The sequence below is a fragment of the Streptomyces sp. NBC_01276 genome, from assembly GCF_041435355.1.
In the GTDB taxonomy this organism is placed as follows: domain Bacteria; phylum Actinomycetota; class Actinomycetes; order Streptomycetales; family Streptomycetaceae; genus Streptomyces.
The window spans coordinates 7,845,212-7,870,425 of the sequence record NZ_CP108442.1 but is presented as its reverse complement, the minus strand read 5'-3'; the positions used below and the strand labels follow the sequence as shown (position 1 = coordinate 7,870,425).

At 73.8% G+C, this 25,214-nt stretch carries 19 protein-coding genes; 13 read left to right on the top strand and 6 right to left on the bottom strand.

Going from position 1 to position 25,214, the window contains the following annotated elements:
• Positions 1-59 precede the first annotated feature (59 nt).
• The 8 genes from OG295_RS35310 to OG295_RS35275 all read left to right on the top strand — a co-directional run bounded on the left by OG295_RS35310 (position 60) and on the right by OG295_RS35275 (position 8,778).
• The gene (locus OG295_RS35310) at positions 60-482 is read left to right on the top strand and encodes a phage tail protein (protein WP_371680730.1); all 423 of its coding nucleotides are present in this window, start codon (positions 60-62) and stop codon (positions 480-482) included.
• 40 nt (positions 483-522) lie between these two features.
• On the top strand, positions 523-1,245 hold the full coding sequence (locus OG295_RS35305; RefSeq protein ID WP_371680729.1) for a LysM peptidoglycan-binding domain-containing protein: 723 nt from the start codon (positions 523-525) through the stop codon (positions 1,243-1,245).
• Complete coding sequence (locus OG295_RS35300) at positions 1,245-3,158, top strand: VgrG-related protein (RefSeq protein WP_371680727.1); 1,914 nt, start codon at positions 1,245-1,247, stop codon at positions 3,156-3,158. Before OG295_RS35305 ends, OG295_RS35300 begins: the two co-directional genes overlap by 1 nt.
• 61 nt (positions 3,159-3,219) lie before the next feature.
• Positions 3,220-3,651 carry a GPW/gp25 family protein gene (locus OG295_RS35295; protein ID WP_371680726.1) on the top strand — a complete coding sequence of 144 codons (432 nt, stop codon included), beginning with the start codon at positions 3,220-3,222 and terminating at the stop codon, positions 3,649-3,651.
• On the top strand, positions 3,651-5,609 hold the full coding sequence (locus tag OG295_RS35290; protein WP_371680725.1) for a putative baseplate assembly protein: 1,959 nt from the start codon (positions 3,651-3,653) through the stop codon (positions 5,607-5,609). Before OG295_RS35295 ends, OG295_RS35290 begins: the two co-directional genes overlap by 1 nt.
• Complete coding sequence (locus tag OG295_RS35285; RefSeq protein ID WP_371680723.1) at positions 5,606-6,178, top strand: phage tail protein; 573 nt, start codon at positions 5,606-5,608, stop codon at positions 6,176-6,178. Before OG295_RS35290 ends, OG295_RS35285 begins: the two co-directional genes overlap by 4 nt.
• Entirely contained in the window at positions 6,175-7,488 is a 1,314-nt protein-coding gene (locus tag OG295_RS35280) for a zinc ribbon domain-containing protein (RefSeq protein ID WP_371680722.1), read from the top strand. Before OG295_RS35285 ends, OG295_RS35280 begins: the two co-directional genes overlap by 4 nt.
• Positions 7,489-7,743: 255 nt before the next feature.
• Positions 7,744-8,778: a helix-turn-helix domain-containing protein gene (locus OG295_RS35275; protein ID WP_371680721.1), complete on the top strand. Its 1,035-nt coding sequence runs from the start codon at positions 7,744-7,746 to the stop codon at positions 8,776-8,778.
• 100 nt (positions 8,779-8,878) lie between these two features.
• Here OG295_RS35275 and OG295_RS35270 read toward each other — a convergent pair whose 3' ends face one another.
• The gene (locus tag OG295_RS35270; RefSeq protein WP_371680720.1) at positions 8,879-9,970 is read right to left on the bottom strand and encodes an SDR family NAD(P)-dependent oxidoreductase; all 1,092 of its coding nucleotides are present in this window, start codon (positions 9,968-9,970) and stop codon (positions 8,879-8,881) included.
• Between the two features lie 382 nt (positions 9,971-10,352).
• Here OG295_RS35270 and OG295_RS35265 point away from each other — a divergent pair, with 382 nt between their 5' ends.
• Positions 10,353-11,444, top strand: a complete 1,092-nt coding sequence (locus OG295_RS35265; RefSeq protein WP_371680719.1) for a PP2C family protein-serine/threonine phosphatase — start codon at positions 10,353-10,355, stop codon at positions 11,442-11,444.
• Between the two features lie 19 nt (positions 11,445-11,463).
• Here the strand turns inward: OG295_RS35265 and OG295_RS35260 are convergent, their stop codons facing one another.
• The 5 genes from OG295_RS35260 to OG295_RS35240 all read right to left on the bottom strand — a co-directional run bounded on the left by OG295_RS35260 (position 11,464) and on the right by OG295_RS35240 (position 18,955).
• Positions 11,464-11,970 carry a DUF4232 domain-containing protein gene (locus OG295_RS35260; protein ID WP_371680718.1) on the bottom strand — a complete coding sequence of 169 codons (507 nt, stop codon included), beginning with the start codon at positions 11,968-11,970 and terminating at the stop codon, positions 11,464-11,466.
• A 213-nt stretch (positions 11,971-12,183) separates the two neighbouring features.
• Positions 12,184-15,231 carry a hypothetical protein gene (locus tag OG295_RS35255; protein WP_371680717.1) on the bottom strand — a complete coding sequence of 1,016 codons (3,048 nt, stop codon included), beginning with the start codon at positions 15,229-15,231 and terminating at the stop codon, positions 12,184-12,186.
• Positions 15,231-17,096, bottom strand: coding sequence for an HSP90 family protein (locus OG295_RS35250; protein WP_371680716.1), 1,866 nt, complete (start codon positions 17,094-17,096; stop codon positions 15,231-15,233). Before OG295_RS35250 ends, OG295_RS35255 begins: the two co-directional genes overlap by 1 nt.
• Before the next feature lie 145 nt (positions 17,097-17,241).
• Positions 17,242-18,228, bottom strand: a complete 987-nt coding sequence (locus OG295_RS35245) for a hypothetical protein (protein ID WP_371680715.1) — start codon at positions 18,226-18,228, stop codon at positions 17,242-17,244.
• 298 nt (positions 18,229-18,526) lie between these two features.
• Entirely contained in the window at positions 18,527-18,955 is a 429-nt protein-coding gene (locus OG295_RS35240; protein ID WP_371680714.1) for a subtilase-type protease inhibitor, read from the bottom strand.
• A 547-nt stretch (positions 18,956-19,502) separates the two neighbouring features.
• Here OG295_RS35240 and OG295_RS35235 point away from each other — a divergent pair.
• From OG295_RS35235 to OG295_RS35220, 4 genes are all read left to right on the top strand, one after another.
• The gene (locus OG295_RS35235; RefSeq protein ID WP_371680713.1) at positions 19,503-20,834 is read left to right on the top strand and encodes a cytochrome P450, cyclodipeptide synthase-associated; all 1,332 of its coding nucleotides are present in this window, start codon (positions 19,503-19,505) and stop codon (positions 20,832-20,834) included.
• A gap of 53 nt (positions 20,835-20,887) precedes the next feature.
• Positions 20,888-21,280 carry a nuclear transport factor 2 family protein gene (locus OG295_RS35230; RefSeq protein WP_371680711.1) on the top strand — a complete coding sequence of 131 codons (393 nt, stop codon included), beginning with the start codon at positions 20,888-20,890 and terminating at the stop codon, positions 21,278-21,280.
• 270 nt (positions 21,281-21,550) lie between these two features.
• Positions 21,551-23,533 (top strand): AAA family ATPase, encoded by a 1,983-nt coding sequence (locus OG295_RS35225; protein ID WP_371680710.1) that lies wholly within the window; start codon positions 21,551-21,553, stop codon positions 23,531-23,533.
• A 149-nt stretch (positions 23,534-23,682) separates the two neighbouring features.
• The gene (locus OG295_RS35220; RefSeq protein WP_371680709.1) at positions 23,683-25,176 is read left to right on the top strand and encodes an MFS transporter; all 1,494 of its coding nucleotides are present in this window, start codon (positions 23,683-23,685) and stop codon (positions 25,174-25,176) included.
• The last annotated feature ends 38 nt before the right edge of the window (positions 25,177-25,214 follow it).

The window sequence follows — 25,214 nt, the reverse complement described above, 5'->3', positions numbered from 1 at the left end:
TGTGATCGGTGACCGCGCCCACCGCCGCCCCCTCACCACGACAGAAAGGGCCACCTCGGATGCCCCGCCAGGACCCCGGGTCCACCATCTGGTTCACCCTCACCATCGACGGCGAGAGCCTCGGGCACTTCAACGGGTGCGAGGGCCTGTCGTCGCAGGTGGAGGTCGAGCAGCGTCAGGAGGGCGGCAACAACGGCTTCGTGTGGCACCTGCCCACCCGGGTCACGTTCTCCACCATCCGGCTCACCCGGCCGCTCACACCGGACACCGCGAAGGTCGCCAAGTGGATCTCGTCGGTGCAGACGGGGATCAAGCGGCCCACCGCCCAGATCGCGGCGCTTCGGGCCGACGGGTCGCTGGTGGCCCGCTGGGGGCTCATCGACGTCCTGCCCGTGAGCTGGCAGGGCCCCACCCTCGATCCCGCGAGCTCCGCCGTGGCCACGGAGGTCCTGGAGATCGCCCACCACGGGTTCACGGACTGACGGCGCGAGAGACGCGACGGAGCGGAGAGGAGGCACACCCATGGCCACGAGCAGCAGGGGCGCCGGCAAGAGCCTGGTGCGCGCGACGCTGGCGATCCACGAGCCCCCGGTCGGGACGAGCACGACGCCCGGGGCACTGATGCGGACGTTCGGCTTCGAGTTCAATCCGGCGCAATTGTCGCTGAGTCAGCGGGCGCAGTGGAAGGCCACGCCGACGATGGCCGTGCGCGACGGCTCCAAGCCGGAGTTCATGGGCGCCGAGCCGCGCGAGATGACCCTGGAGATCTTCCTGGACTCGTCGGCCGCGCCGACCGCCAACACGGTGCTCAAGAAGGTCGAATCGCTGCTGGACTGCTGCGAGGTGACGGCGAAGAGCATCGCCGCCGACCAGCCGTCGCCGCCGTGGGTGGTGTTCGAGTGGGGGTCCTTCTCCACGGCCCGGTTCGTCGCCTACGTGGGCTCGGTCGAGGCCTCGTACAGCCTCTTCGGCACGACGGGCGTGCCCATCCGTGCCACCTGTCAGGTGCACCTGGTGGAGATCCCGGGGAAGACCAAGGGGCAGAACCCGACCTCGGGCGCGCTCACCGCGCAGCGCGTGCACCGGGTGGTGGCCGGCGACTCCCTGCAGTCGCTGGCGTGGCGGGAGTACGGCTCGGCCACCGTCTGGCGGGCGATCGCCGAGCTCAACGGCATCGACGACCCGTCCCGGCTGGCGACCGGCACCGAGCTGGTGCTGCCGGCGCCCGAGGAGGTGTCGCGCTGATGGTGCGTCCCGCGTTCTCCAGCATCATGCAGGTGCGGATCGGTGCCGCCAAGCTCCCGGACGACATCGCCCCGCTGCTCGTGGAGGGCTGGGTCGACCAGGGCGTCAACGTGCCCGCCGCGTTCCGGCTGACCTTCCGCGATCCGTACCGCCTCGTCCTCGGCAAGCTCGGCGTCACCTTCGGCACGAGGGTGGTCCTCACGCCGATCTCCGACGGCCAGGGGGGCGGCAAGCCGCTCCTGACCGGCGAGGTCACCGCGTTGGAAGCCGACTACGACGGCACCGGAAGCTTCACCGTGATCCGCGGCTACGACTTCGGGCACCGGATGATGCGCCGGCGCCGTGTCGTCGCGTACCGTAACCAGAAGGCCTCCGACATCGCCCGCAAGCTCGCCGCCCTGGACGGCGTGCCGATCGGCCGGATCCAGTCGACGAAGGGCACGTACGGCTTCGTCAGCCAGTCCAACGTCACCGACTGGGACTTCCTCTCCCGGCTCGCGGACGAGAACGACATGGTGATGTCCCTGGACGCCCAGGGGAAGTTCCGGTTCGTCACGCCGACTCCGTCGGCCGGCGCTCCGTCCCCGCGGACCGACGGTGACAAGAGCCCCTTCGTCCTCCAGGCCGGCCACGACATCCTCCGGCTGCGGGCGGCGGTCACCGCCGCCGACCAGGTCGGCACGGTCGAGTCGCGCGGCTGGAACGTCACCACCAAGAAGAGGATCGTCGAGACGGCCCCGGTCACCACCGACCCCGGCATCTCCATCGGCCTCACGCCGGGCCAGGCGGCCGGGAAGTTCCCGTCGGCGCAGCTCGTCGAGACCGCCACGCCGTACGACCGGCAGGACGAGGTCCAGTACGCCGCCAAAGCCCTCGCCGCCGACGTCACCTCGTCGTTCGCGGAGCTGGAGGTCGCCGTGTACGGCAATCCCGAGCTGCGGCCGGGCGTGCCCGTGGCCCTCGGCGACGTGGGCAGGCCCTTCGAGGGCAAGTACACCGTCACCTCCGTGCGGCACGTCTTCGGCGACGGCAGGCACTACGAGTCGTGGATCACGGTGAGCGGCCGTCAGTGGCGCTCCCTGTACGGGCTGGCATCGGGCGGGGGCGGCGCGGACACCACGAGCGCCGCCCGGCTGCCCGGCGTGGCGAACGCCATCGTCACCGACGTGCAGGACCCGCTGAAGCAGGGGCGGGTCAAGCTCCAGTTCCCGTGGCTGGACAACACGTACGTGAGCGACTGGGCCCGCAGCGTGCAGTCCGGCGGGGTGGGCGGCGGCGGCGTCTTCCCGATGGACGTCGGGGACGAGGTGCTGGTCGCCTTCGACCGGGGCGCGCTGGACCACCCGTTCGTGATCGGCGGGCTCTACAACGGCCGGGACCTGCCGACCCGGGTCGACGACGTGCCCCTGCACGACGGGCTGAAGCGGAAGGCCGCCCGCCACACGGTGTCCGACCGGCAGGGCAACCGCGTCGACCTGCTCAGCCAGCGGACCGGCCGCCGGAGGCAAGGCGTCCGCATCGCCAGCGGTGACGACCGGCTGACCATCAACCTCGACCGGACCCAGACGGAGATCACCGTGGACAGCAAGGGGTCGGTGACCATCAAGGGCGGCCGCTCGGTGTCCGTCGAAGCCGGAACCGACCTGACGCTCAGCGCCCGGCGCCGGCTCACCATCAAGAGCGGCGGCCCCCTCGACATCCAGGGCAGCGGCGTCGTCAACATCAAGTCGCTGGGCGCCATCAGCATGGACGCGGTCGGCGCACTCAGCCTCAAGACCCTGGGCGCCGCGATGATCTCCTCCGTCGGCACGGTCCAGGTCAACTCCGTCGCCAACGTCGGCATCCGCGCCGTCCGGCTCGACCTCCAGGGCCTCGTTTTCGTCAACACCGTGAAGTACCCCCTCCCCGCATGACCGGACGACCGCGCCGGCGCGCCCGCGCAGCCGGCGGAAGGAAAAGGCAGGTGGCCCCCTGATGGCCGAACAGTTCGTCGGCTCCGGCTGGGCGTTCCCCCTGCGCATCGGCCCCACCGGGGGCATCGCGCTGGTCAGCGGCGAGCGCGAGATCGAGGAGGCCATCCGGCTCGTGCTGGCCACCGCTCCCGGCGAGCGGCCGATGCGCCCGGAGTTCGGCTGCGCCATCCACGACCTCGTCTTCGCCCCGGTCAACGAGCAGACCGCGGGACGCATCCAGCACGAGGTGCACGTGGGCCTGGACCGCTGGGAACCCCGGATCGAGGTCCACGACGTGGAGGTCTCCGCCGGCGCCGACCAGGGCGTCCTGTTCATCGACGTCCGGTACTCCATCCGCGGGACCAACAACCCGCGCAGCCTCGTCTTCCCCTTCTACGTCATCCCCAGCCACGACGAGCCGGGCGCGCCGGGCTCCTCGGAAAGCGACCTCTGATGTCCCTGCCCTCCCCCAACCTCGACGACCGGCGCTTCCAGCAGTTCGTCGACGACGCCAAGCGCTACATCCAGCAGCGCGCCCCGGAGTGGACCGACCACAACGTCTCCGACCCCGGCATCACGCTCGTCGAGACGGTCGCGCACATGGCCGACCAGATCGTCTACCGCCTCAACCGCGTCCCGGAGAAGAACCACCTCGCCTTCCTCGACCTGGTGGGCATCACCCTCTTCCCGCCCTCCGCCGCGCGCACGGACGTCACCTTCTGGCTGTCCGCGCCCCAGGAGGACGTGATCCTGGTCCCGGCCGGTGCCGAGGTCGCGACGTTGCGCACCGAGCGGGAAGAGGCCGTCGTCTTCGCCACCGAGCGCGACCTGGCCGTCGTCCCATGCGCGCTGTCCCACGTGGTGGTGCAGCACCGGGGGCAGCCGGTCGCGGACCGCACCACGGAACTCGACGAGCGCAAGGACGTGCTGTGCTTCGCCGAGGCCCCGGTACCCGGCGACTGCATGCTCATCGGTCTGACCGCGGCCGCTCCGTACTGCGCGCTCGCGCTGGAACTCGACAGCCGCGTCGACGGCGTCGGTGTCGATCCCCGCCAGCCCCCGCTCGTGTGGGAAGCGTGGACCGAGGACGGCTGGCAGCCGTGCGAGGTGGACCGGGACGGCACGGGCGGTCTCAACCGGCCCGGCGACGTCGTCCTGCACCTGCCCGGTGGTCATGTGCTCTCGCGCAACGGCGGGCACGAAGCCGGCTGGGTCCGCTGCCGCGTCACCGATCCGCTGCCGGGCCAGCCCTTCTACACCACCTCGCCGAGCATCCGTTCCGTCGAGGCCTACACGATCGGCGGCACCACGCGCGCCGTGCACGCGGAGACCGTCCACGACGAGGCCCTGGGCGAAGCCACCGGACTGCCCGGCCAGCGGCTGCGGCTGGCCCACGCCCCGGTCGTCGCCGATGACCCGCCGCTCCTCCTGCAGACCGCCGCCGACGACGGCTGGCAGGACTGGCGGGTGGTCCCGCACTTCGCCGCCTCCCGCCCCGGCGACCACCACGTCACCCTGGACGCCGCCACCGGCGAGATCGCCTTCGGCCCGGCCGTCCGGGAACCGGACGGGTCACTGCGCCAGTACGGGGCGGTCGCCCCCAAGGGTTCCGTCGTCCGCGCCCACCGCTACCGCACCGGCGGGGGACGCGACGGCAACGTGGCACGCGGCGCCGTGCAGGTGTTGCGCACCTCCGTCCCGTACGTCGCGGAGGTCGTCAACCGGGAGGCGGCGCGCGGCGGTGTCGACGGCGAGACGGTGGAGGAGGCCAAGCTGCGGGCACCGATCACCCTCCGCGCCCAGGACCGCGCCGTCACCCTGCGCGACTACGAGGAGCTCGCCCGCCGGGCCGCGCCCGAGACCGCGCGCATCACCTGCCTGGAGGGCGAGGAAGGCGAGCACGGCGCCTACGCGGTCCGCGTCCTCGTCGTCCCCCAGGCCGTCCCCGATCCTGGCGGGCGGCTGCGGTTCGAACAGCTCGTGCCCGGTGACGCGCTGCTGGGCCGGATCACCCGTCACCTCGACGAACGCCGTCTCGTCGGCACCCGGCTGGCCGTCGGCCCGCCGTACTACCAGGGCGTCACCGTCGTCGCCACGGTGCACGCCTTCCGCAGCGTCGACACCGACCGGGTGCGCCGCCAGGCGCACGACGCGCTCTACCGCCACCTCGACCCGCTGACCGGCGGCGCGGACGGCCAGGGCTGGCCCTTCGGCCGGCCCGTCCAGACCGGCGAGCTGTTCGCGGTCCTGCAGCGGGTCCCCGGCGTGGAACTGGTCGACGAGGTCGTCCTGCACCCGGCCGACCCCCTCACCGGACGACGCGGCAACCCCACCGACCGCATCGACCTGGATCGGCCCTCGCTGGTCTTCTCCTACGACCACCGCGTCCGCGTGATCGGGGACGGCGCATGACGGCCGCCGCCCACCGTGGCTCCGTCGACGGGCTCGGCTCCTCGCTCCCCCTGGGCACGATGCTCCCGGCCGTCTTCGCCGACGACGACCTGGCGCAGCGGTTCGTCGGTGGACTCGACGACGTGCTCGCACCCATCCTGAACGTCCTGGACTGCCTGGACACCTATTTCGACCCGGCGTTGACCCCGGCCGACTTCGCCCGGTGGCTCGGCGGCTGGGTGGGCGCCGAGACCGACGGCAGCGAGCCCGAGCCGCGGCTGCGGGCCGCCGTCGCGGCCGCCGTCGCGCTGCACCGGATCCGCGGCACGCGCCGGGGCCTCGCGGAGGCGGTACGGCTGGCGTTCGGCGTCGTACCCGACATCACCGAGAGCGGCGCCGCGGACTGGAGCGCCCGCCCGCTCGGCCCCTTCCCCGGCGCCCCGCGCCCCCGCCTCCACGTCAGCCTCCGGCTGCCCGACCCGACGCCGGCCGACGCCCACCGACTGGACTCCCTCGTCGCCGCCGCCCGGCCCGCCCACATGCCCTACACGGTCGAAGTGACGGCCGCCGAAAGGACCCCGCAGAGATGACCACGCAGAACTGTGCCGAGTGCGGAACGCGCGCGGAACCGGGCCAGTCCTTCTGCGACGCGTGCGGCGCCGTGCTCCGCTGGGACCAGGACGCCCGCGCCACGCGGCCCGCCGACCCGTCCCAGCAGCCCGGCGGGCCCGCCGCGGACGCGTCGCGGACCCCGCACGAGGACGCGGCCCGTACGGAACGGCCGGCGCGGGCCGCCGGCGGTTCCCCGGGGTCGGCGCCGGATCCGGCGGAGCAGGAGGGGCAGGAGGAGCCGGCGCCGGCCGCTCCGCCCCGTGCCCCCGCCGGCGGGCAGCCCGCCGGCCCCGCTCGGACACCCCCGGGCACCCCTTCACCCCAGGACACCGCACCGTCCGGGCCGGTAGCCGCCACCCCGCAGCCGCAGCCGCTCAGCGACACCATGTCCGACCGGGCGCGCTCCCTCCTGGTGCCCGTGGCGGACCCGGAGTCGCCGCACCCCGCTCCGGCGGGCGCCGGGCCCGTCCTGCCCGGACGGCCGGACGCCGACCGGCCCGCGGTACGCACCCCGGGAGAGCAGCCCGGCGTCGCGGGCGGCCCGCCGTGCCGGTGGTGCTCGACGCCCAACCCGCCCGACCGCCACTACTGCGTGCGCTGCGCGATGCCGCTGGCCGAGACCGGCGAGGCCTCCGCACCCGGAAGGGCGCCCTGGTGGCGCCGGCTCTTCGGCGGGCGGCGCCGCGAGACGCCGTGGGCGGGCGAACGTCCCCGGCTGCGCCGCGTCTTCGACCGGATCGGCACCTGGATCACCCTCGCGGTCGTCGTCACCCTGGCGATCCTGGGCTTCGTGTACCTGCCCGACGGCGTCCGGACCACCCTGGACCACTTCGCCAAGCGTGCCCCGGTCGCCCCGGACCGGATGGCGGCCTCCCGTTCCTATCCCGACCACGCGCCGGAGCTCGCCTTCGACAAGCGCAGCAACACCTGGTGGGGGCCCGGCGTCTCGCAGTCCGGCCAGGGCGAGTGGATCGAGGCCGACTTCAGCGAGCCGACCCGGCTGCTGGACCTGATCATCACCCCGGGCGTCTCCGCGCGGGCCGACAAGATCGGGGAGTCCGCCCTGCCGCACCGCGTCACGGCGACGATCACCGGTAAGGACGGCAAGGTCACCACGCGCCGGCTGACCCTGGATCAGGGGGCGGGCGGCCAGCGGCGCCCGTTCCGGGTCGGCGAGGTCACGAAGGTCCGCTTCACCGTCGAGTCGTCGCACGCGGCCTCCGCCGAGAAGCAGGTCGCCATTTCGGAGATCGAGTTCTTCGGCCCGTCGAACGCCAACCGCTCCTGACCGCACCACCGCAGTCCCCACACCCGACAGACCGCGGGGGGTGATGCCACATCACCCCCCGCACCGGCCGGCACCCCCACCGGCCGCCCCGCCCGCGCCCGGTGCGGGGGCCGTGGACCGGCATGGCCGACAATGCATCACGTGGCGGTGGGGTGGGGCAAGGCCTTGCGACAACCGGTACGGTGCCGGATCGCCGCCACGTCAAGGTTTGTGGGGGATCGCATGGGTGTGGTGGGTGTGCCGGATGCTGCCGGTGTGCGCGAGGACAGGTTCGACTGGTTCTGCGAGACGGTGTCCAGCGATGTGATGCCCGTCATGCTCAACACCCCTCATGCGGCCGACTTCCGCGCGGGCATCACGTACCTGGACCTCGGCGTGGTGGGGCTTTCCGCGGTCAGCTGCTCACCGGTGCTCTCGCGCCGCACCCCCGCCCACGTCCGGCGCGGCGATCCCGAGCACGTGCAGCTGGCGCTCGTCACACGGGGCGGCGTCAGGATCTCGCAGCGGGGCAACGAATCGATCGTCGCGGGGGCACTCGTGCTCACGGACACCTCGCGACCGAGCGAGGGGGCGTGCACGGGCGCGCAGACCGAGACGCTGGTCGTGCAGATTCCCCGTCAGGTCCTGGCGCTGGGCGCGGACCGGGTGGACGGCCTCCTCGCGCGGAGCCTGGCGGCGGACACGGGGACGGGCGCGATCCTCGCCGACTTCCTGAAGACCCTGCTCACACGTGGCCCGCACTGCCGCCCGGAGGAGCTGCGCGCGATGGGGTCCATCACCCTCGACCTGGCCACCGCGTTCCTCGCGCAGCAGCTCGGCGACCCCGGCCGGGCACCTGCCGAGGCCCGTGCGCAGGAGGCTCTGCAGCGGATCCACCGCTTCGTCGAGAACAATCTCGGTGATCCGGGGCTGACTCCCCAGGTGATCGCCGAACGGCACAACATGTCCCTGCGCCGCCTCCACGCCCTCTTCCGGGACCAGCCCCTGACCGTCTCGGCACTCATCCGCCAACGCCGGCTGGAGCGGGCCCACGCCGACCTCGCGTGCGCGGAACTGCGCGGCCGGGCCGTGCAAGTGATCGCGGCCCGCTGGGGCTTCTCCAGCGCCACCGCGTTCAGCCGGGCGTTCCGCGAGGCGTACGGGATCACCCCGAGCGAACACCGTGCGTCCTCCCTGCCCTCCTCCCCGGCCGCCCCAGGGCACGCGGAGCACAGGATCCGAGCACTCCACGCACACCACCGCGGGCTGCCCGGACCTAGATTCCCCTCTGGAGATACCGCCCCAGGGTGAACGGATCCAGGGGGCGACAACCCCGCCTGGTGCCTGGCCGAGATCCTCTGACGAGGCGCACCGCGGATGATGGGCCTGGCGGGTACGGGGGTCTCGCCGCTCATACCCGGCCGCGCCTCGGAGGTCCGAGGACCGGTCCGTCTCCCCCGCGCGGGGGAGACGGGCCGGTCCCGGTGACCGATTCGGCCGGAGGGTGGTTCGGGCGGTGTCCTGCCGGGACGCGGTGGGCGCGGGCCAGAGGCTGTCCCAGGACGGCACCGGGGTCGACGCCGGTCAGGTCGCGGCTCGCGTCCCACAGCCGCGCCGCGACGGAGGCGTCGGCAAGGTGGTTCCACACCGGTTCGGGTCGGGGCTCGCCGCGCAGGCCGAAGACGCGCGGTCCCCACAGCTGGCCTCCACGCACGGTCGGGTCGAGCACCGCTCGGACCGCGGGCCACGCGCCGGCGTGTTTGCCCTGGACGAGGAAGGCCGCGGGTGCCGCGCCCAGCCGTGCCCGGGCGGTGCGCACATGGATCGGCGGCCGGGACGGGGTGAGGGAGTCCAGCGCGCCGCCGGGATGGACCACCACGCTCGCCACCTCGGCGCCGACGGCGCGCAGGCGGCGGTCGAGTTCGACCCCGAAGTACATCTGCGCCAGCTTGGAACGTCCATAGGAACGCTTGGGCCGGTAGTCCTTCCGGGAGTGCAGGTCGTCCGGGTCGAGCCGCTCCGACTTCGCCGCGAAGCTGCCCATGGTCACGACGCGACCCGCCGGCGCGGCCGACAGCAGTGGCATCAGCCACCGGGTCAACGCGAAGTGCCCGAGGTGGTTCGTGCCGAACATGAGCTCGTGGCCGTCCTCCGTCTCCCTGCGCGCGGGGTCGTCGAGCGCGACACCCGCGTTGTGGACCACCGCGTCAAGGCACTCCACCCCCAGCGACTCCACCACTGATCGCAGTGAGGAGAGGTCGGCGAGGTCCAGCGGAACGGCCCGCACCCGCGCACCGGCGACACGTGCGCGTATCGACGCCAGGGCGGCCTCGGCCTTCACGGGATTCCGGCTGCCGAGCACGACGGTCGCTCCGGTTGCCGACAACTGTTCCGCGACGAAGTATCCGATACCGGCGTTGCCGCCGGTGACCAGGAAGACACTGCCATCGGCACGCGGCGGGCGTCGGACGTTCCAGGGCGGAATGGAGGATGCGGACGACACGGCGACGGAGACTCCCCTGCTGGTGACAACGGCTGCCGCTGCATGCGGGCAACTCGACACCCACCACGGTTCCAGCGGCCGCCGACACATCCCCCACCGCTCACCGACAGTCCCGCCCGACGGCCGACATCCCACCGACACGGTGCCGACCCGTCGTGGGTGTGCGTCCCGCCGCCGCACTCGGCGGCGCCCCACACATCGGCCGCGGACCCGTTCACCCCACCCCCCATAAATTCGCTTAAGCATTCGAATTCGGGCCTTGGTGGCACCGCCGACGGGGCCGCTCCAGCCGCCGCCGCGGGCCGTTCAGCCGGTCGGGAGCGGGCCCGCGGGTCCGTTCGCCGGAGTGCTGTGCCTTCATTGCACGGATATTCTGGGAAGTGTGATCGAGTCTGGACGGCCGGGGCTCCGTCGGCGCTACGGCCGGGGGTGGCTTGTGCGGCTGTCGCCGGTCATTCTGACCGTCGTGATCGCCAGCCTGGCCTATGCCACTCCGCCGGAGCTGGCCTTCAGCCGCCTCCTGCCGGCGGCGCCGGCGCTGGCCGCCGCCATGTGGCCGGTCCTCCCCACCGTTCTGCTCGGCACGGTCTGCCTCCTCCTGATGATCGGCCTCAGCCTGGTCTTCCCCGATCTGGGAACGTGGTGGACGGCCGCGGGGATCATCGCGGTGACCGTGGCCGCGGCGTACGGAAGCCACCTCCGGCTCCAGCGCGAGCGCACCCTCCTCCAGCTACGGCTCGTCGCCGACGCGGCGCAGCAGGTGGTGCTCAGCCCCCTTCCCAGCCGCCTCGGGAACATCGAGATCGAGTCGCTGTACCTCGCGGCCGCGGCGGAGGCCCGCATCGGCGGGGACTTCTACGAGGTGGTCGACACTCCGTACGGGGTCAGGCTGCTCATCGGTGACGTGCGGGGCAAGGGGCTGCCGGCGGTGGGGGCGGCCGCGGCGATCGTCAACGCCTTCCGGGAGGCCGCCTACGACGAGACCGACCTGGTGAACGTCGCACGCAGGATGGATGCCAGCAGCACCCGCTACAACTCCTCCTTCCCCCCGGAAGGCCCGATGGAGCGCTTCGCCACCGCCCTTCTCGTCCAGATCCCGCGCGAGGGCGGACACATCGACATCCTCAACTGCGGACACCCCCCGCCGCTGCTCCTGAACCGCAGGAACGTCCACACCCTTGATCCCGCGAACCCCTCGCCGCTGCTCAGCCTCGCCGAGCTGATCGGCGATCACTACAGCGTCGACACCTTCGACTTCACCGCCGGTGACCTGCTGCTCCTCTACACCGACGGGATCGCCGAGGCGCGTGCCCGAGACGGCGAGTTCTTCCCGCTGGCGGATTGGATGGGCCGACAGCCCCCGACGCCGCCCCGCGAACTGCTCACGGCCCTCCACCGCGACCTCGTCCACCACAGCAGGGGGCGCCTCGACGACGACATCGCCGCCCTGGCCGTCCGCCTGTACGAGCCCTGAGGCTCAGAACCCCGCGGGGTCAGGCGCCGGGCCGGACCGGGCCGACGAGGGTACCGGCGGCCACCTCGAAGCGGCCTTCGGCGACCGAGGCGCCCGGGATCTCGCCGCCGGGAGCCCTGAGCGTGAACGACGCCTCGTCCGCCGGGGTGCCGTGCCCGTTGTCGGGGACCTGGATGTCGAAGTGGACGGGTCGTCCCGGACCGAAGGTCACCGGTGCGGTCTGGTCGCCGTACCGACCGGCCGTGGTGCCCAGCGCTGTGCCGCGCAGCGAGAAGGCCACATCGGTCGGGGAGCCGGCGAGTCGGCACGGCGCGTAGCCCTTCGGCGCGGTCAGCGTGACCCGGAAGTGGACGTGCCCGGCGCTGGCCTGGTCCCGCGTGATCTTCGCGAGGTGGTTGGCCGGACGGCAGGCCGACGGGGCGGCGACGGCGCCCGCCGTCGCGGCCCGCGCGGTGCCCGCGCCCGCGATGGCCGCCAGAGTGACGGCGACGACAGCGGCGGTGGCGGACGTGCGGCTGGTGCGCATTCTGGACTCTCCCTGGTTTTCGGACCGGTTCCGCGGGCCTTCCCCGCGGAACCACGGGTCGGAGGGATCCCTGCCCGACGCCCCATCGCCCCAATGTCCCGAAACGCCGACAAAGCCACTCTTGCGCGGAAACAGCCGGGAGTGCCCTTCCGGGCCCGGCCGGACGCCCGGCCCGCGGACCGCCCGGGCGGGAGCGCCCGGGCGGTCCGGCCCTCAGGACGCCCGGTTGCGGAAGTCCTGGCGCAGGGCGTCGAGGATCCGCGCCGCTTCGTCCAGGTCCGCCGCGCGACAGCGGTCGATGGCCGACGACAGGCGGATGACCGCGTCGTCGTAACGGCCGAGGCCGGTTCCCTCGATCAGGGCCGTGACGCGGACGGCTTCTGCGCGCGGCACCTCGCCGTCCGCGCCGCCCTCCTCGTACGCGGCCACGGCGGCCTCGCCCTCGGCGAGGGCCTCGTGGAAGCGTTCCACCTCGGCGAGCACCCGGGCACGGCGGTAGCGCACGGCGCCGTTCTGGTACCAGGGGACGAAGCACTCGTCGTCCTGCGGAGCCGCCGCGCGCACCGCGTCCGCACGCGTCAGGTGCTCCAGTGCCTCCTCCAGGCCCTCCGCCTCGCGGCCGCGCACCGTCAGCCGTGCGAACTCGCACATCATCTGGATGACGAAGGAGGCGTTCGGGGCCTGCGCATGGGCGTCGACCGCGCGCTGATAGGCCGTACGGGCCGCGTCCCGCCGGTCGGCCAGCAGCAGCGCCGTCGCCGCCTCGGCCGCCACCATGGTGTGGATCTCGCGGTCCTCCTGCCAGGTCGCGACGGCGTCGGCCACCCTCAGGAACTCCTCCGCCGCCGGCAGGTACTCCTCCAGCTCCCGCAGCCCCCTGGCCAGGGTCAGCCTCACGTGGGCGCTCAAGCGCTCGTCGTCCCCTCCGGCCCCGGCGGCGGAGGCGTCCGGCAGGCCGGACAGGACCGACTCCAGGACGGCGACCGCGTCGGCCTGCCTGCCGTTGCGCGCCAGGACGTCGGCCAGTTGCAGGCGGACGTCGGTGGCTTCCCGGGACGCACCCTCGCGGTCGTAGCGGTCGGCCGCCTCCGAGAAGTGGCGCACCGCGCCGGTCGCGTCCCGCATGTGGGCCGCGGCGTGAGCGAGCAGGGCGTACGTCGGGGCCAGCGGGAAGTCCGCGTCGTCGTACCGCACGGCGTCGGCGACGGCCTGGTGCAGGAGTTCCGCGGCCTCCGCCGGCTCCTGCCGCGCCAGCAGGATCTGGGCGAGCCTGGCCCGTACGCGAGCGGCCCGCCAGGGGCGTTCGCCGGCGGTCAGCTCGGTCAGGGCCGCCCGCATCTCCGTCTCGGCCGTGGCGAGGTCGTCGCGGCGCGCGGCCCGGTCGGCCGTGAACAGCCGTGCGGCGGCGACCTGGTGGGGGACGGACAGGCGCTCGGCCTCGGCGCGCAGCGTACCGCCGACCCCCTTCGCCCACTCCAGCACGGACGGGTCCTCCTCCCGCGTCGCCTGGTGGGCGGCCAGGGCGCACGCGTGCAGGGTGACGAGGTACTCCTGTACGCGCTGCGCGGCGGTGTCGGCGCCGGACCCGGCCGCCTCCTCCTCCGAGGCCCCCTCCGTGAGGGGCGCCGTGACCTTGAGGTCCTCGGCAAGCCGCAGGGTCTTGTCGACGGTGGCCCGGATCTCGGCGGCGTCCGGGTGACGGGCCGCCGGGTCCGCGGCATCGTCGGGCGCCTCGCGGGCCTTCTCGTCCTGCCCGATGGTCAGCCGTGCGAAGGCGTGGGCCCGCAGGGCCAGGGCGTGCCAGGGCTTGCCGAGCGCGTCGTACAGCTCGCCCGCCCGTTCGAGCTCGGCCGCGGACTCGTCTTCGTGGTCCTCCTGTGAGAGTTCGTACGCCCGGTGCTCCGCCAGTTCCGCGAGCAGCAGGTCCTCCGGGCCGAGCCGGTCGTCGTGGGTGGCGCTGCCGTCGTCGAGGCGCTCGGTGACCCGGCGCCACAGGCGGGTGCCGCCGGGGTGCCCCACCACGGTCAAGCGGCGTGCCTCGCGCACCAGCTCGAAGAAGTCCTCCGGGATGGGCGGCGCACCGGCGGCGCTCCCCGCGCCGGCCGCGGTGGCGGTCGCCGCACCGGGGGCGGCGGCGGGCGCGGCGGGCTTCGGGAGCGCCGTGCGCAGTCCGAGCGGCAGCGGCTCGTCGAGCAGCGGCGGCTGCGCGAGCCGCGCCCGGCGGACGTCCCCCACGGTGGTGCTGCCGTTGCGGGCGTCGAAGGCCGCGCCGAGCCGGTCCCCCTCGGCGCGGACGTGCGCGAGCAGCGCGCCGGCGGTCCACACGCGGCCGGGCGGCCCCGCGACGGCCGTGTCCTCGTGGCCGTCCCCGACGATGCGGGCCAGCAGCACCTCCACACCGGTCAGGAAGCCCAGCCGGGACAGCGGGGCGCCGGTCGCCTCGAACAGCGGTCGGTTCTCGGCGAGGACCTCCAGTCCGCGGCCCTCGTTGCGCGAGAGCGCGCAGAACTCCAGGTGCATGCCGATCTCGTCCTGCATGCCGGTGTTGCCGCGCACCCTCCGGTAGCCGGTGAGGTGGTGGGAGCGGGCCTCGTCGGTGCGCCCGGTGCGCAGCAGGGGCAGGAGCGCTCGCGCCTGGCTCAGCTGCGGCTCGTCACTGCAGCCCTGGTCGCCGGAGAGGACCGGACGCCAGTGTTCGAGGGCCGAGGCGTCGTCGCCGGTGCGCACCGCGTGCCCGGCGAACTGGCGTACCTCACAGGCCTCGCAGTCGCTGAGCTCGCAGCGCGGGCGCGTCGCCCACAGGTCGTAGGCATCGGCCACGCCGGTTCCCGTGTGGGAGGCCACGTGGTAGCGCATCGCCGCGACGGGCTGCATGTCGTGGCCCGCGTCGGCGTAGCGTCCGCGCATCCGGTCGATCCAGCCCTCGACGGTGGCCAGCGGCACCTCGGGGACCTGGAGCAGGGACGTGGTGACCCACTTGAACCGCCAGAAGACCTGGTGGGCCTCCCATTCGCTGAACGCGCCCGGTTCGGTGTCCCACAGCTTGAGCAGCCGGGCGAAGACCACCGGGGCCTTGCGGTGCTCGCCGGTGAACTCGTACGCCGACATCAGCTCCAGCAGAGCCGTCGCCAGTACGTCCGTCTTCTCCAGGGCCTCGGCCGCCTCGACGAGTTCCTCGGCGGTGACGGTCCGCTGCAGCCCGTACGGCCGGCCGTTGTTCTCGCGGAGCGCCTCGAACACGGCCTCGGGGGTGTCCAGCATCACAGTTCCTTCCGGGGCTCGGCGCCGGACGCGTCCGGGCCGGCGTTGTGCATGGCGTGGGTGAGCAGACCGATGAACGCGCGGTTGAGCAGGGCGCTCTCACTGGCCCGCAGCGGCCGGCGGCTCAGCAGCAGCGCCTGTCCGTAGAGGGCCTCGGCGGTGGTGACGGCGAGGCCGCGCTCGGCGATCGTGACCGCCTGGCGCACCAGGGGGTTGAGGTGGTTCAGGACGAGCTGGGCGGGCGGGGTCTCCTGGTGGAGCGAGCCGAGGATGTCGGCCCACAGGCCGTCGCCGTCGGCCGCCAGGCTCGACCGGGTCCGCTCGTGCCGCGCCTCCCGGTTGTCGAGCAGCAGGGCGGGGGCGGTGACGGGCTGGAAGTCCCGCAGGACCACGTCGCAGTCGTGCACGCCGATGGTTTCCCGGGCGACGGCCAGGAACGTCGCCGCGCGCAGCTCCGCCGTGGGGTCCACGGCGTCCAGGTGGGCGGTGACCAGAGCCGGGTCGAGGTCGGTGACGGCCGTGCCGGGACGGATCTCGGGCAGCCGGTGCACCAGGTCGCGGTCGTAGGTGTAGCCGCCGTTGACGACGCCCAGGCCGGCGGCGGACGCGATGGGGGCGACCTGCCGGAACTCCTCGACGCTACGGGTCACCAGCACCGTCGGGTGGGACCGGAGGAACTCCTCCAGGGTGATGTTGCCGTCGGTGGTCTCGAAGGGCAGCCACGGCAGCACGACGCGCAGCAGCTCGTCGTCGTGGCGTGCGAGGGCCTTCACCGCGAGGTGGTGGACGTCGATGAAGCGGTGCAGCAGCGCCGGGTCGCTCGCCGCCAGCCCGGTCAGCCAGTCGCGGATCCGGTCGCCCAGCGCGTCCCGTACGGCGGCGAGGGTGCCGTCCTCGTACAGCGACTCGCGGGAGGCCGTCGGCCGCAGGCTGGTGGTGTCGACCACGCAGCGTACGAAGAACGCCCACTCGGGGAGCAGTTCGGGCGCCCGGTCGGTGAGCAGCATGCCCTTGAGGTGTACGCGGTGCCCGGCGCGCTGGGCGGGGCTCACGGACGTCGGCAGGACGTACGCGACGCCGCGCAGCCCGGCGGCGGGCAGGTCCAGCTCGATCGTGTCGAGCGGGGTGAAGTCGAACTGCTCGCGGCAGTACGCGGTCAGTGCCTCGCGGCGGGCCAGCGGGGAGCGGTGCCGCTGCTCCCACGGCGGTGTCACGTTGACGCGCTCGGGCGCCTCGCCTCCGGGGCCGGCCACGCGCACCTCGTGGCGCAGCAGGCTCCCGTAGTGCCGGGCCAGCGCGACGACCCGCTGGGGCTCGGTCCATTCCGCGTTGTCGGCGCGCGGGGTGAGGCGGACCGTCGTTCCCGGCTCGGGGACGGCCGAGGCGTCGAGCGTACGGATGGTGTAGCGGCCGTCGGAGTGGCCGCGCCATTCCACGGCGGGAGCGGCCGGGTCGGCGGCGGACCGGCTGACCACGGTGATCTCGTCGGCCACCACGAAGCAGGCGAGCAGGCCGATGCCGAACTGGCCGATGAACTCGCCGCGGGCGGCGTCGAGCCCGGCGCCGTCCAGGGCCCCGTCGGCGGTCCGCTTGGAGCTGCGTCCGATGGTGGCCAGGAAGCGGTGCACGTCGGCTTCCGTCAGGCCGATTCCGGTGTCGGTGACGGTGAGCGTGTCACCGGTGCGCACCGTGATGGTGCCGGGGGCGCCGGGGTGCAGGGCCTGCCGGGCGGTGATGGCGTCGACGGCGTTCTGGAGCAGTTCCCGCAGGTAGACGCGGGGACTGGAGTAGAGGTGGTGGGAGAGCAGGTCGACGAGGCCGCGCAGGTCGACCTGGAAGGTGTGCGAGTTCTCGGGGTGGGTCACCGGTCGGGGTCCTTCTGTGGGCGTGCCCGGGCAGGGCGGGGCCGAGCCCCGGCTCGGCACGGGGACGGAGCGGGGCGGCCCGGCACGGCGCGGGCGACGGGGAACGGGAACGGGCGGGGCCGGACGGCTGGGCCGCGCGGCGGGCTCAGCGGCCGGCGGCCGAGCGGTGTTTCCGGTAGGCGGCGACGGGATCGGAGCCGTTCAGGTACTGCCACGGCGACTCGGTCACGTCGCCGTCGGTCGCCTCGAAACACTCGCGGGCGGCGGACCGCTCCCCGGCGAGGGAGAAGGCCATGGCGAAGGAGTTGAGTACCTGGATCCGCTGGTACGGGGAGGCCAGGCGTTCGAAGTCCGGGTGACGGAACGAGTGCGCGGCCGCCTCGTGGAGGGAGGCGCTGACGTCGGGGCGGCCCATGTACCGGCCGTCGGCTCCCGAATCGAGCATGAGCCACTGTTCGAGGTGTGCGTCCGGAACCAGCATGCCCAGTGCCGACCCGCCGGGCGCGGCCGCGGCGGATTCCCGTGCGAAGGCGTGCATCTGCTCGTCGGAGCCGCCCCACTTCTTGCAGACCTGCTGCAACTGCTGGCTGTGCGCCCCCAGGTGGTGCGGGGTGCGGCGCACGGCCGCTTCGAACCGCCGCAGCGCGAGGGTGGGGCCGACCTGGAGACCGCGTCCGGTGATCTGGAGGCCGTACCAGGGGGACGACCATTGCGGCTCGCGCTCGGCGGCCTCGTAGAACCACTGCTCGGCCAGCCGCAGGCGCCCGTGGAACAGGTCGAACTGCTCGCGTGACACGTGCTTGGCGAGGGCGCCGGTGCGCGCCTCCCAGCCCCAGGTGATGTGCCTGAAGCCGGCCAGGACGCGCGGCAGTGCCGCCTCCGGCTCGGCCTCGACGGCCTGCACGATCCACCGCTCCACGCCCGCCGTGTCGGCGACGGCCCAGAGCAGCTCGGTACGGTCGCCGCCCTCGGGGTGTGCCTCGAAGAGCCCGCGCACCGTCGCCCAGTCGGCCGTCGCGGCGGCCTCGCGGGCCTGCGCGACGTCCGGGTCCCCGGAGTCCTTCCGCAACCGTGCGGCGGGCCGCCCCGTCCACTTCCCCAGCGTGCGCCCCATGTCGCGGAGCAACGCCATGTCCCCACCCCTTGCCGTGTTCGTGCGGGGCAGCGGATCGATCGCTCCCCGTGAGGGAAGTGACTATCACGCGCGTCCGACAATCGCACAACCATATGTGGCCGCTGTCGCGGAGGACCCGCTGATCAGGGGGTTGCCGGAGTGGGGTTCGGCCGCCCGGCGCATCCGGCCGGCGGAGTGGAAGGGAACGGAGCGGTGTGCCGCCGGGATCCCGCCGGCCCTACCGCGGCCGGCCCGGACGCGTCCGGCGCCTCGGGGTGGGCGCCCTTCGGGCTTCCCGGTGGGCGGCTTCGTGGTGTCAGAAGGCGTAGACCGGGTTGCCGTTCAGGGTCGCGGACATCTCGCACGCGTTGGAGAAGGTGTGCTTCCACGCGACGCGGCTGCCGCGCCAGACGCCGTCGGCGGTGACGGTGACGGGGTCGTAGAGCATCGGGCAGACCCGGCCCGCATCCGGGGCGGCCAGCAGGTGGCCCAGCTCGCCGCCGGTGGCGTTGAGGGCGTCGCACGCGGCCCTGGGGGTGGGGTGGGTGCCCTCGGCGGTGTAGGCGCAGCTGAGGACGGCGGCGCGCAGGACGGTACCGCCGATGGCCGCGCCGTCACCCTGGGCGACGGTGAAGACCATGGCGGACGGGGCGTACGGGCTCGCGGGCTTGGCCTCCGCCAGGCCCGTGGTGCCGGCGAGGCAGAGGAGGGCGGCGGCGGAGACGGTGGCTAAGCGGTGACGCACGAGAAGACTCACTTTCGATTCGAAGGCCGATGATCGCGTCACATCCCCCATGTGACGCTCAAGCGGGGCAGAGCCTGCCAGATCTGAAGGCCCGTCGCATATGGGTGAGCGGTTTGCGGACACGTTCGTTCGGATGTCGGACATCAGGGCGCCATCCGTGCGGCCGTCGGGGTCATGTCGCAGGTCCGCGGCACGAGGGGGCGCGGCGCTCCGCCCGCCACGTCCCGGCCTTCCGCGCCACCCGCCCTGGTGGGCGCGGCGCGGGTTTCGCGGAACGGCCGTCCAGAGTGGCCGAATCGGCGCGACGAGCCGCCGCCACCCCGCCGGGCCAGGCGCCACCAACCCGGCGGGTCCGGTAGCGGTCCGCATCGCGCCCCTCGCGTTCAAGGACTGCACCACGGACGCGTCCGGCCTGCGCGTCGCCGTGGAAACGAACGTCGCTGCCGGGCCGGCCCTGACCGGCCGGAGTCCGGTGGCGCCCTCTCCGGGCCGGCCCTCGGGGCGGCGGCCGATCGCCAATGACCCTGCGGACAGAGGTTGTTAACCTATGGCCATCAATTGGGGAGGGGTGGGGCGGCGCCTCCCGCTCCGGACCTCCCGCCTCCGGCACGCCCCGCGCACCGCGCGCGACGCCGCACCTGGAGAGGTCTCGTCCATGCCCGTGGTCAACGACCGGATCAGCGTCCTGTCCGAGGACTTCGCCGCCGACCCGTACCGTCACTTCGCCCGGCTCAGGGAACGGACCCCGGTGCACTACGAGCCCGCGGTCGACGGCTACTTCCTCTCCCGCCACCAGGACGTGAAGCGGGTACTGACCGACCACGAGGCCTTCAGCACCGAGACGTTGCAGGTACGCGCGGAGCCCGTGATGCGCGGGCCCGTGCTCGCCCAGATGACGGGCGCCGAGCACACGGCGAAGCGGAAGATCGTCGTTCGCAGCTTCACCGGGGCCGCCCTCCGGGACCAGATGCGCGCCGTCCACGCCAACGCCGCCGAACTCCTTGCTCCCTTCCTCCCCCGGGGCCGCATGGACCTGGTCAACGACTTCGGCAAACCCTTCGCCATCCGCGTCACGCTCGACGTGCTCGGGCTGGACCGCGAGGACTGGCGGCAGTTGGCCGCCTGGCACCGCGGGGTCGCGGAGTTCATCACCGCCCTGGCCCTGACGCCCGAGCGGCGCCGGCACTGCCTGGAGTGCGCCGAGCGGCTGGAGGCGTACCTGCGTCCCGTGATCGCGCGGCGGCGCCGCCATCCGGGTGAGGACCTGGTGTCGAAGCTGTGCACCGCCGAGTTCGACGGCGTCGCCATGAGCGACCGCGACGTCACCGCCCTCGTCATCAACGTCCTGGCGGCCGCCACCGAACCCGCCGACAAGACGCTCGCCCTGCTCTTCAAGCACCTGATCGACCACCCCGAGCAGCTGGCGCAGGTCCGCCGCGACCCGGGCCTGCTGCCCGCCGCGATCGCCGAGACCCTGCGCCACACCCCGCCGGTCCAGCTCATCCCCCGCCAGGCGGAGCGGGACGCCGTGTTCGCCGGTGTCACCGTCCCCGCTGGCGCCACCGTCTTCTGCATGATCGGCGCGGCGAACCGCGATCCCGACGCCTTCACCGCCCCGGACACCTTCGACATCCACCGCCCGGACCTGGCCACCGCCCGCTCCTTCACCGCGGCCGCCCAGCACCTGTCCTTCGGCACGGGACTCCACCAGTGCGTCGGAGCGGCCTTCACGCGCGCCCAGATCGAAACCGTCGCCGCCCTGCTGCTGCCGGTGCTCGACCGGGTCCGCTTCAGCCCCGGGTTCCGCTACCGCGAGGCCGGTCTGTACACCCGCGGACCCGTCGCCCTGCCCCTGGAGTTCACGCCCCGCCTCGGCTGACGGCCCACACCGTACTCCCACACCCCCTCGAACGAAGCGAGCGAAGACCGACGATGCCACCGACCGACATCACCCGCGCCATCAACGACCTGCTGTTCACCCCGGACCTCGACCTCGCCGAAGCCGTCGACCGGCACTTCACCCCCGACTACCGACAGCGCACCAACGGCGTGTGGAGCGACCGGGCCGGCTTCGTCCGGCACATGACCCGCCTGCGCGCCCTGGTCCGCGGCGGGCACATCGAGGTCCACGAGGAGCTGCGGGACGGGCCGGTCTACGCCGACCGTCACACCGTCACCGTCCTGCGGGACAACGGCCGTACCTCCCGCACCGAGGTCTACCTCTTCGCGCGGATGGCCCCCGACGGCCGCTTCCGGCGCGTGGAGGAGACCACCCTCCTCGTCGACGGCCACCCCGACGACGGCAACCTCGCCACCATCACGTGACGTGAGCCTTTACCCAGCACTGGTTCCTGCCGGATCCCCTTCCGCCTACGCTCTCTGACGGAGCAGCGGCGGCCCCGGCCCTGCGGGCCTGACCAGCCCTCACGGACCGAAGGGCGACAGCCCGTCGTACGCCCGCGCGATGCGGTGCGGCGCGTACGGGCGGCGCCCTGCCGATCGGAGCCGGACGGAGGTGCTGGTACCCCCTCCGGTGCGGGAACGAGGGGTGGAGGCGCCATGGCGTCCGTGGGGGAAAGACTCAGCAGAGCGCGCGTGCAGGCCTTCATCGGCCGGGACGAGCAGCTCGGGCGCTTCGAGGAGGCCCTGGCCGGTGATCCACAGGCACCGTTCGCGTTCTACGTGTACGGGCCCGGCGGCATCGGGAAGTCGACGCTGCTGCGTCGCCTGGCGGACCACGCCCGTGCGGCGGGCCGGCTGCTCGTCGAACTCGACGGCCGGTTCGCCGACCGGGACCCGGCCGACTTCGAGCGTGCCGCCGGGCCCTTCCTGGACGTTCCCGGCACCGTCCTGCTCGTCGACTCCTTCGAACACTGCCAGTGGCTGGAGAGCTGGCTGTGGCAGCACTTCCTGCCCCGCGCCGCCGAGGACACCCTGGTCGTACTGGCCGGGCGGCGGGCCCCGCAGCCCCAGTGGACCGCCGACCCCGCATGGTCCCGGCTCCTGCACGTCACCGAGCTGGCCCCCTTCTCCGACGATCAGGCCCGCCACCTGCTGACCGCCGCGCGGATCCGGCCCGAACTGCGCGACCGGGTCATGCGTTTCGCCGGCGGCAACCCGCTGGCCCTGTCCCTGGCCGCCGCGGCGGGATCGGAGGGCTGCGGCCGGGAGGAGATCTGGGCCCCCTCCGCGGACGTCCTGCGCACCCTGCTGACGGGACTGATCGGCGAGGTGCCCACGGCCGCCCACCGCCGTGCCCTGGAGGTGGCGGCGCAGGCGCGCTCGACGTCCGAGGAACTGCTCGCCGCCGTGCTGCCCGCGGAGGACGACCGGTACGACGCCCACCTGCTGTTCTCCTGGCTGCGGGACCTCCCCTTCATGGAATCCACCCACCAGGGGCTCCACCCGCACGACGCCGCGCGCGAGACGCTCGCCGCCGACCTGCGCTGGCGGGCACCGAACGCCTTCGAGACGATCCGCCGCCGCCTTGCGGACGAGTACCTGCGCCTGCTGCGCGAGGCGCCCGAGGACCGGGTGTGGACGGTCACCGACGAGCTGTTCCACCTCTTCCGGGAGGGCGCGACCCTGGCGCGGCTGCGCACCTGGTCCCGCGAGGACGAGGTGCACGAACGCCCCCTGCACCCCGACGACCTCGACGTCGTCCTGCGCATGGCCGAGGAGACGGAGGGGGCCGCCTCCGCGGAGCTGGTCCGCTACTGGGCGGAGCGCCAGCCACGGGCCTTCAGCGTCTACCGCCTCGTCGGCACGGGCCGGACCGTGGCCTTCACGGCGCGGCTGGCCCTCCCCGCCCCGCCCGACCCGCAGGACCTGGCCACCGACCCGGTCGTCGCCGCGGCATGGGCGTACACCGAGGCGACGGCGCCGGTCGCCCCCGGCGCGCACATCGGCGTCAGCCGCTTCTCCGTCTACCCCGAGCGCTACCAGGTCCCCTCGCGCGTCATCGACCTGAGCAGTTCGCGGGCGCAGGCGGAGGCCGCCCGGGCCCACGGCCGCGCCTACGGGTTCGCCGTCTACCGGGACGCCGAGACCTGGGGCGCACGGGTCAAGGGCACCCTCACCGACACCGGGGCGCGGCCGCGGGTCGGTGCCCACACGTACGGGGTGTTCGGCGTCGACTGGCGTCAGGAGCCCGTGGAGGCGTGGCTCCAGCGGTTCATATCGGCCACGGAGGTGCCGGCGCCCGTCGGCGCGGGACCCTCGCCCCTCTCTCGCGCCGCGTTCGACCGGGCCGTACGGGAAGCGCTGGCGCACTGGCGCGACGCGGGCGCCTTCGCCGCCTGTGCCCTCCTGCGCACCCGGCTCGCGGCCGACTTCGAGGAGCCCGTCGGTGAGCTGCGCACGCTGCTGCACCACGCCGTCGACGACCTGGCCCGCGACCCGCGCGGGGTGCGGGCCCGCGAGGCCCTGACCGCGGGGCACTTCTCCGGCGCCCCCACCCAGGAGGCCGCCGCCCGCCGCCTCGGGCTCCCGTACGGGACCTACCGCCGTCACCTGCGGCAGGGCCTGGACCTGCTGTGCGAGGCCTTGTGGCAGCGGGAGGTGCAAGGGCCCGGATGAACCCGTCCGTCGACCGCGGTGGCGACCGGGCGACCGGGCGACCGGGTGACCGGGTGACGGCCGGGGTGGACAGGTGCGGACAGCGGTGGACAGTGGACGTGCCCGTCCGGCCTGGATAGTGGACGGCGTCCGGCACGAACCTGTGCGTCATGAACGCAGCACGCAGTCAGCCGTCCATGCCGGGAGCGGTGCTCGCGGCGCTCGCCGCGGCCCAGTTCACCGTCATGCTCGCCACCTCGATCGTCAATGTGGCCCTCCCGCAGATCCGAGCCGGGGCCGGGCTCTCGGACGGCGCGACCACCTGGGTGGTCAACGCCTACGGCCTGGCGTTCGGGGCCCTGCTCCTGGCCGGCGGACGGGTCGCCGACCTCCTCGGCCGCCGCCGCGTGCTGGTCGCCGGGCTCGCGCTGTTCGCCCTGGCCTCGCTGGCCGCGGGGCTGGCCGCCTCCGCCTCCGTACTGATCACGGCCCGCGCCCTCCAGGGCCTGGGCGCCGCCGCCATCGCCCCGGCCGCGCTGGCCCTGGCCATGGCCGGGTCCCCCTCCGGCGCGCGGCGCGGCAGGGCGCTGGCCGTGTGGGGAGCCGTCTCGGGTGCGGGCGGAGCGGGCGGCGTCCTGTTGGGCGGTGTGCTCACTCAGACGGCGGGCTGGCCGTGGATCTTCCACTCGGTCGCGCTCGGATCGGCACTGGTGCTGGCCGGTGTGGTGGCGTACGTGCCGCGCGGCGCGGGCGGGACGGGCGGACGGTTCGACCTGCTGGGCACGGCCACCGTCACCCTGGCCCTGACCTGCCTGGTCTGGGGCCTGACGACGGCGCGCGGCGCGGGCTGGAGCGACCCGTTGGTCCTGGGCGTCCTCGGGGCGGCCGCCGTGCTGCTGACGGCCTTCGCCGTGATCGAGGTCCGGAGGCCGTACGCGCTGGTACCGCCGCGGCTGTTCGCCGCCGGGCGCGTCGCCGCCGGCAACCTGCTGATGGCGCTGCTGGGTTCCGTGTGGATCGCCCTCTTCTTCTTCCTGCCGCTCTACCAGCAACAGGTGCTCGGTGAGGGCCCCTTGGCCACCGGTGCCGGACAACTTCCCTTCGCCGCGGCCAACATGCTCGGGGCCGCGCTCGTCCCGCGTCTGTCGCGGCGCGTCGGCGCCCCGGCGGCTCTGACCTCGGCCCTGCTCACGGAGGCCGCCGGGCTGCTGTGGCTGTCGCGGATCAGTGCCGACGGGAGCTACCTCACCGGCGTCCTCGGCCCGAGCCTGCTGATCGGCCTGGGGCTCGGCGCCGCCTTCGTCCAGCTCACGGCGCTGGCCGTGGACGGCGTACCGCCGCGGGACGCGGGCCTGGCCGGCGGGCTGGTGAACACCACCCGGCAGGTCGGTGGTGCGATCGGCCTCGCCGCCCTGACCACACTGGCCGGCTCCGTCACCGCCCACGCGTCCCCGCACCTGCCCGTCGCGGAAGCGCTCACGGCCGGCTACCGGACGGCCTTCACGGTCTCGGCCGCGGTCCTTGCGGCCGCGGCGGCCCTCGCTCCGCTCCTCACCCGCCGCGCCCCGGCCCGTACGGCGGCCGCGCCCGACCCCCGTACCCCGGTCCACCCCGTCCACCCCGCTCGCGGCCCCCACGCCGCCCGCCCTCCCGTGTCCGGCTGAACCGCTGGATCAGCCGGCCGCACCCCGCACCACCACCC

Bases quoted from the DNA above. Each gene is read 5' to 3' on its own strand.
- OG295_RS35260 (WP_371680718.1), bottom strand. From the start codon at position 11,970: ATGCGCACCAGCCGCACGTCCGCCACCGCCGCTGTCGTCGCCGTCACT.
- OG295_RS35255 (WP_371680717.1), bottom strand. From the start codon at position 15,231: ATGCTGGACACCCCCGAGGCCGTGTTCGAGGCGCTCCGCGAGAACAAC.
- OG295_RS35290 (WP_371680725.1), top strand. From the start codon at position 3,651: ATGTCCCTGCCCTCCCCCAACCTCGACGACCGGCGCTTCCAGCAGTTC.
- OG295_RS35230 (WP_371680711.1), top strand. From the start codon at position 20,888: ATGCCACCGACCGACATCACCCGCGCCATCAACGACCTGCTGTTCACC.
- OG295_RS35220 (WP_371680709.1), top strand. From the start codon at position 23,683: ATGAACGCAGCACGCAGTCAGCCGTCCATGCCGGGAGCGGTGCTCGCG.
- OG295_RS35295 (WP_371680726.1), top strand. From the start codon at position 3,220: ATGGCCGAACAGTTCGTCGGCTCCGGCTGGGCGTTCCCCCTGCGCATC.
- OG295_RS35310 (WP_371680730.1), top strand. From the start codon at position 60: ATGCCCCGCCAGGACCCCGGGTCCACCATCTGGTTCACCCTCACCATC.
- OG295_RS35300 (WP_371680727.1), top strand. From the start codon at position 1,245: ATGGTGCGTCCCGCGTTCTCCAGCATCATGCAGGTGCGGATCGGTGCC.
- OG295_RS35245 (WP_371680715.1), bottom strand. From the start codon at position 18,228: ATGGCGTTGCTCCGCGACATGGGGCGCACGCTGGGGAAGTGGACGGGG.
- OG295_RS35285 (WP_371680723.1), top strand. From the start codon at position 5,606: ATGACGGCCGCCGCCCACCGTGGCTCCGTCGACGGGCTCGGCTCCTCG.
- OG295_RS35280 (WP_371680722.1), top strand. From the start codon at position 6,175: ATGACCACGCAGAACTGTGCCGAGTGCGGAACGCGCGCGGAACCGGGC.
- OG295_RS35305 (WP_371680729.1), top strand. From the start codon at position 523: ATGGCCACGAGCAGCAGGGGCGCCGGCAAGAGCCTGGTGCGCGCGACG.
- OG295_RS35235 (WP_371680713.1), top strand. From the start codon at position 19,503: ATGGCCATCAATTGGGGAGGGGTGGGGCGGCGCCTCCCGCTCCGGACC.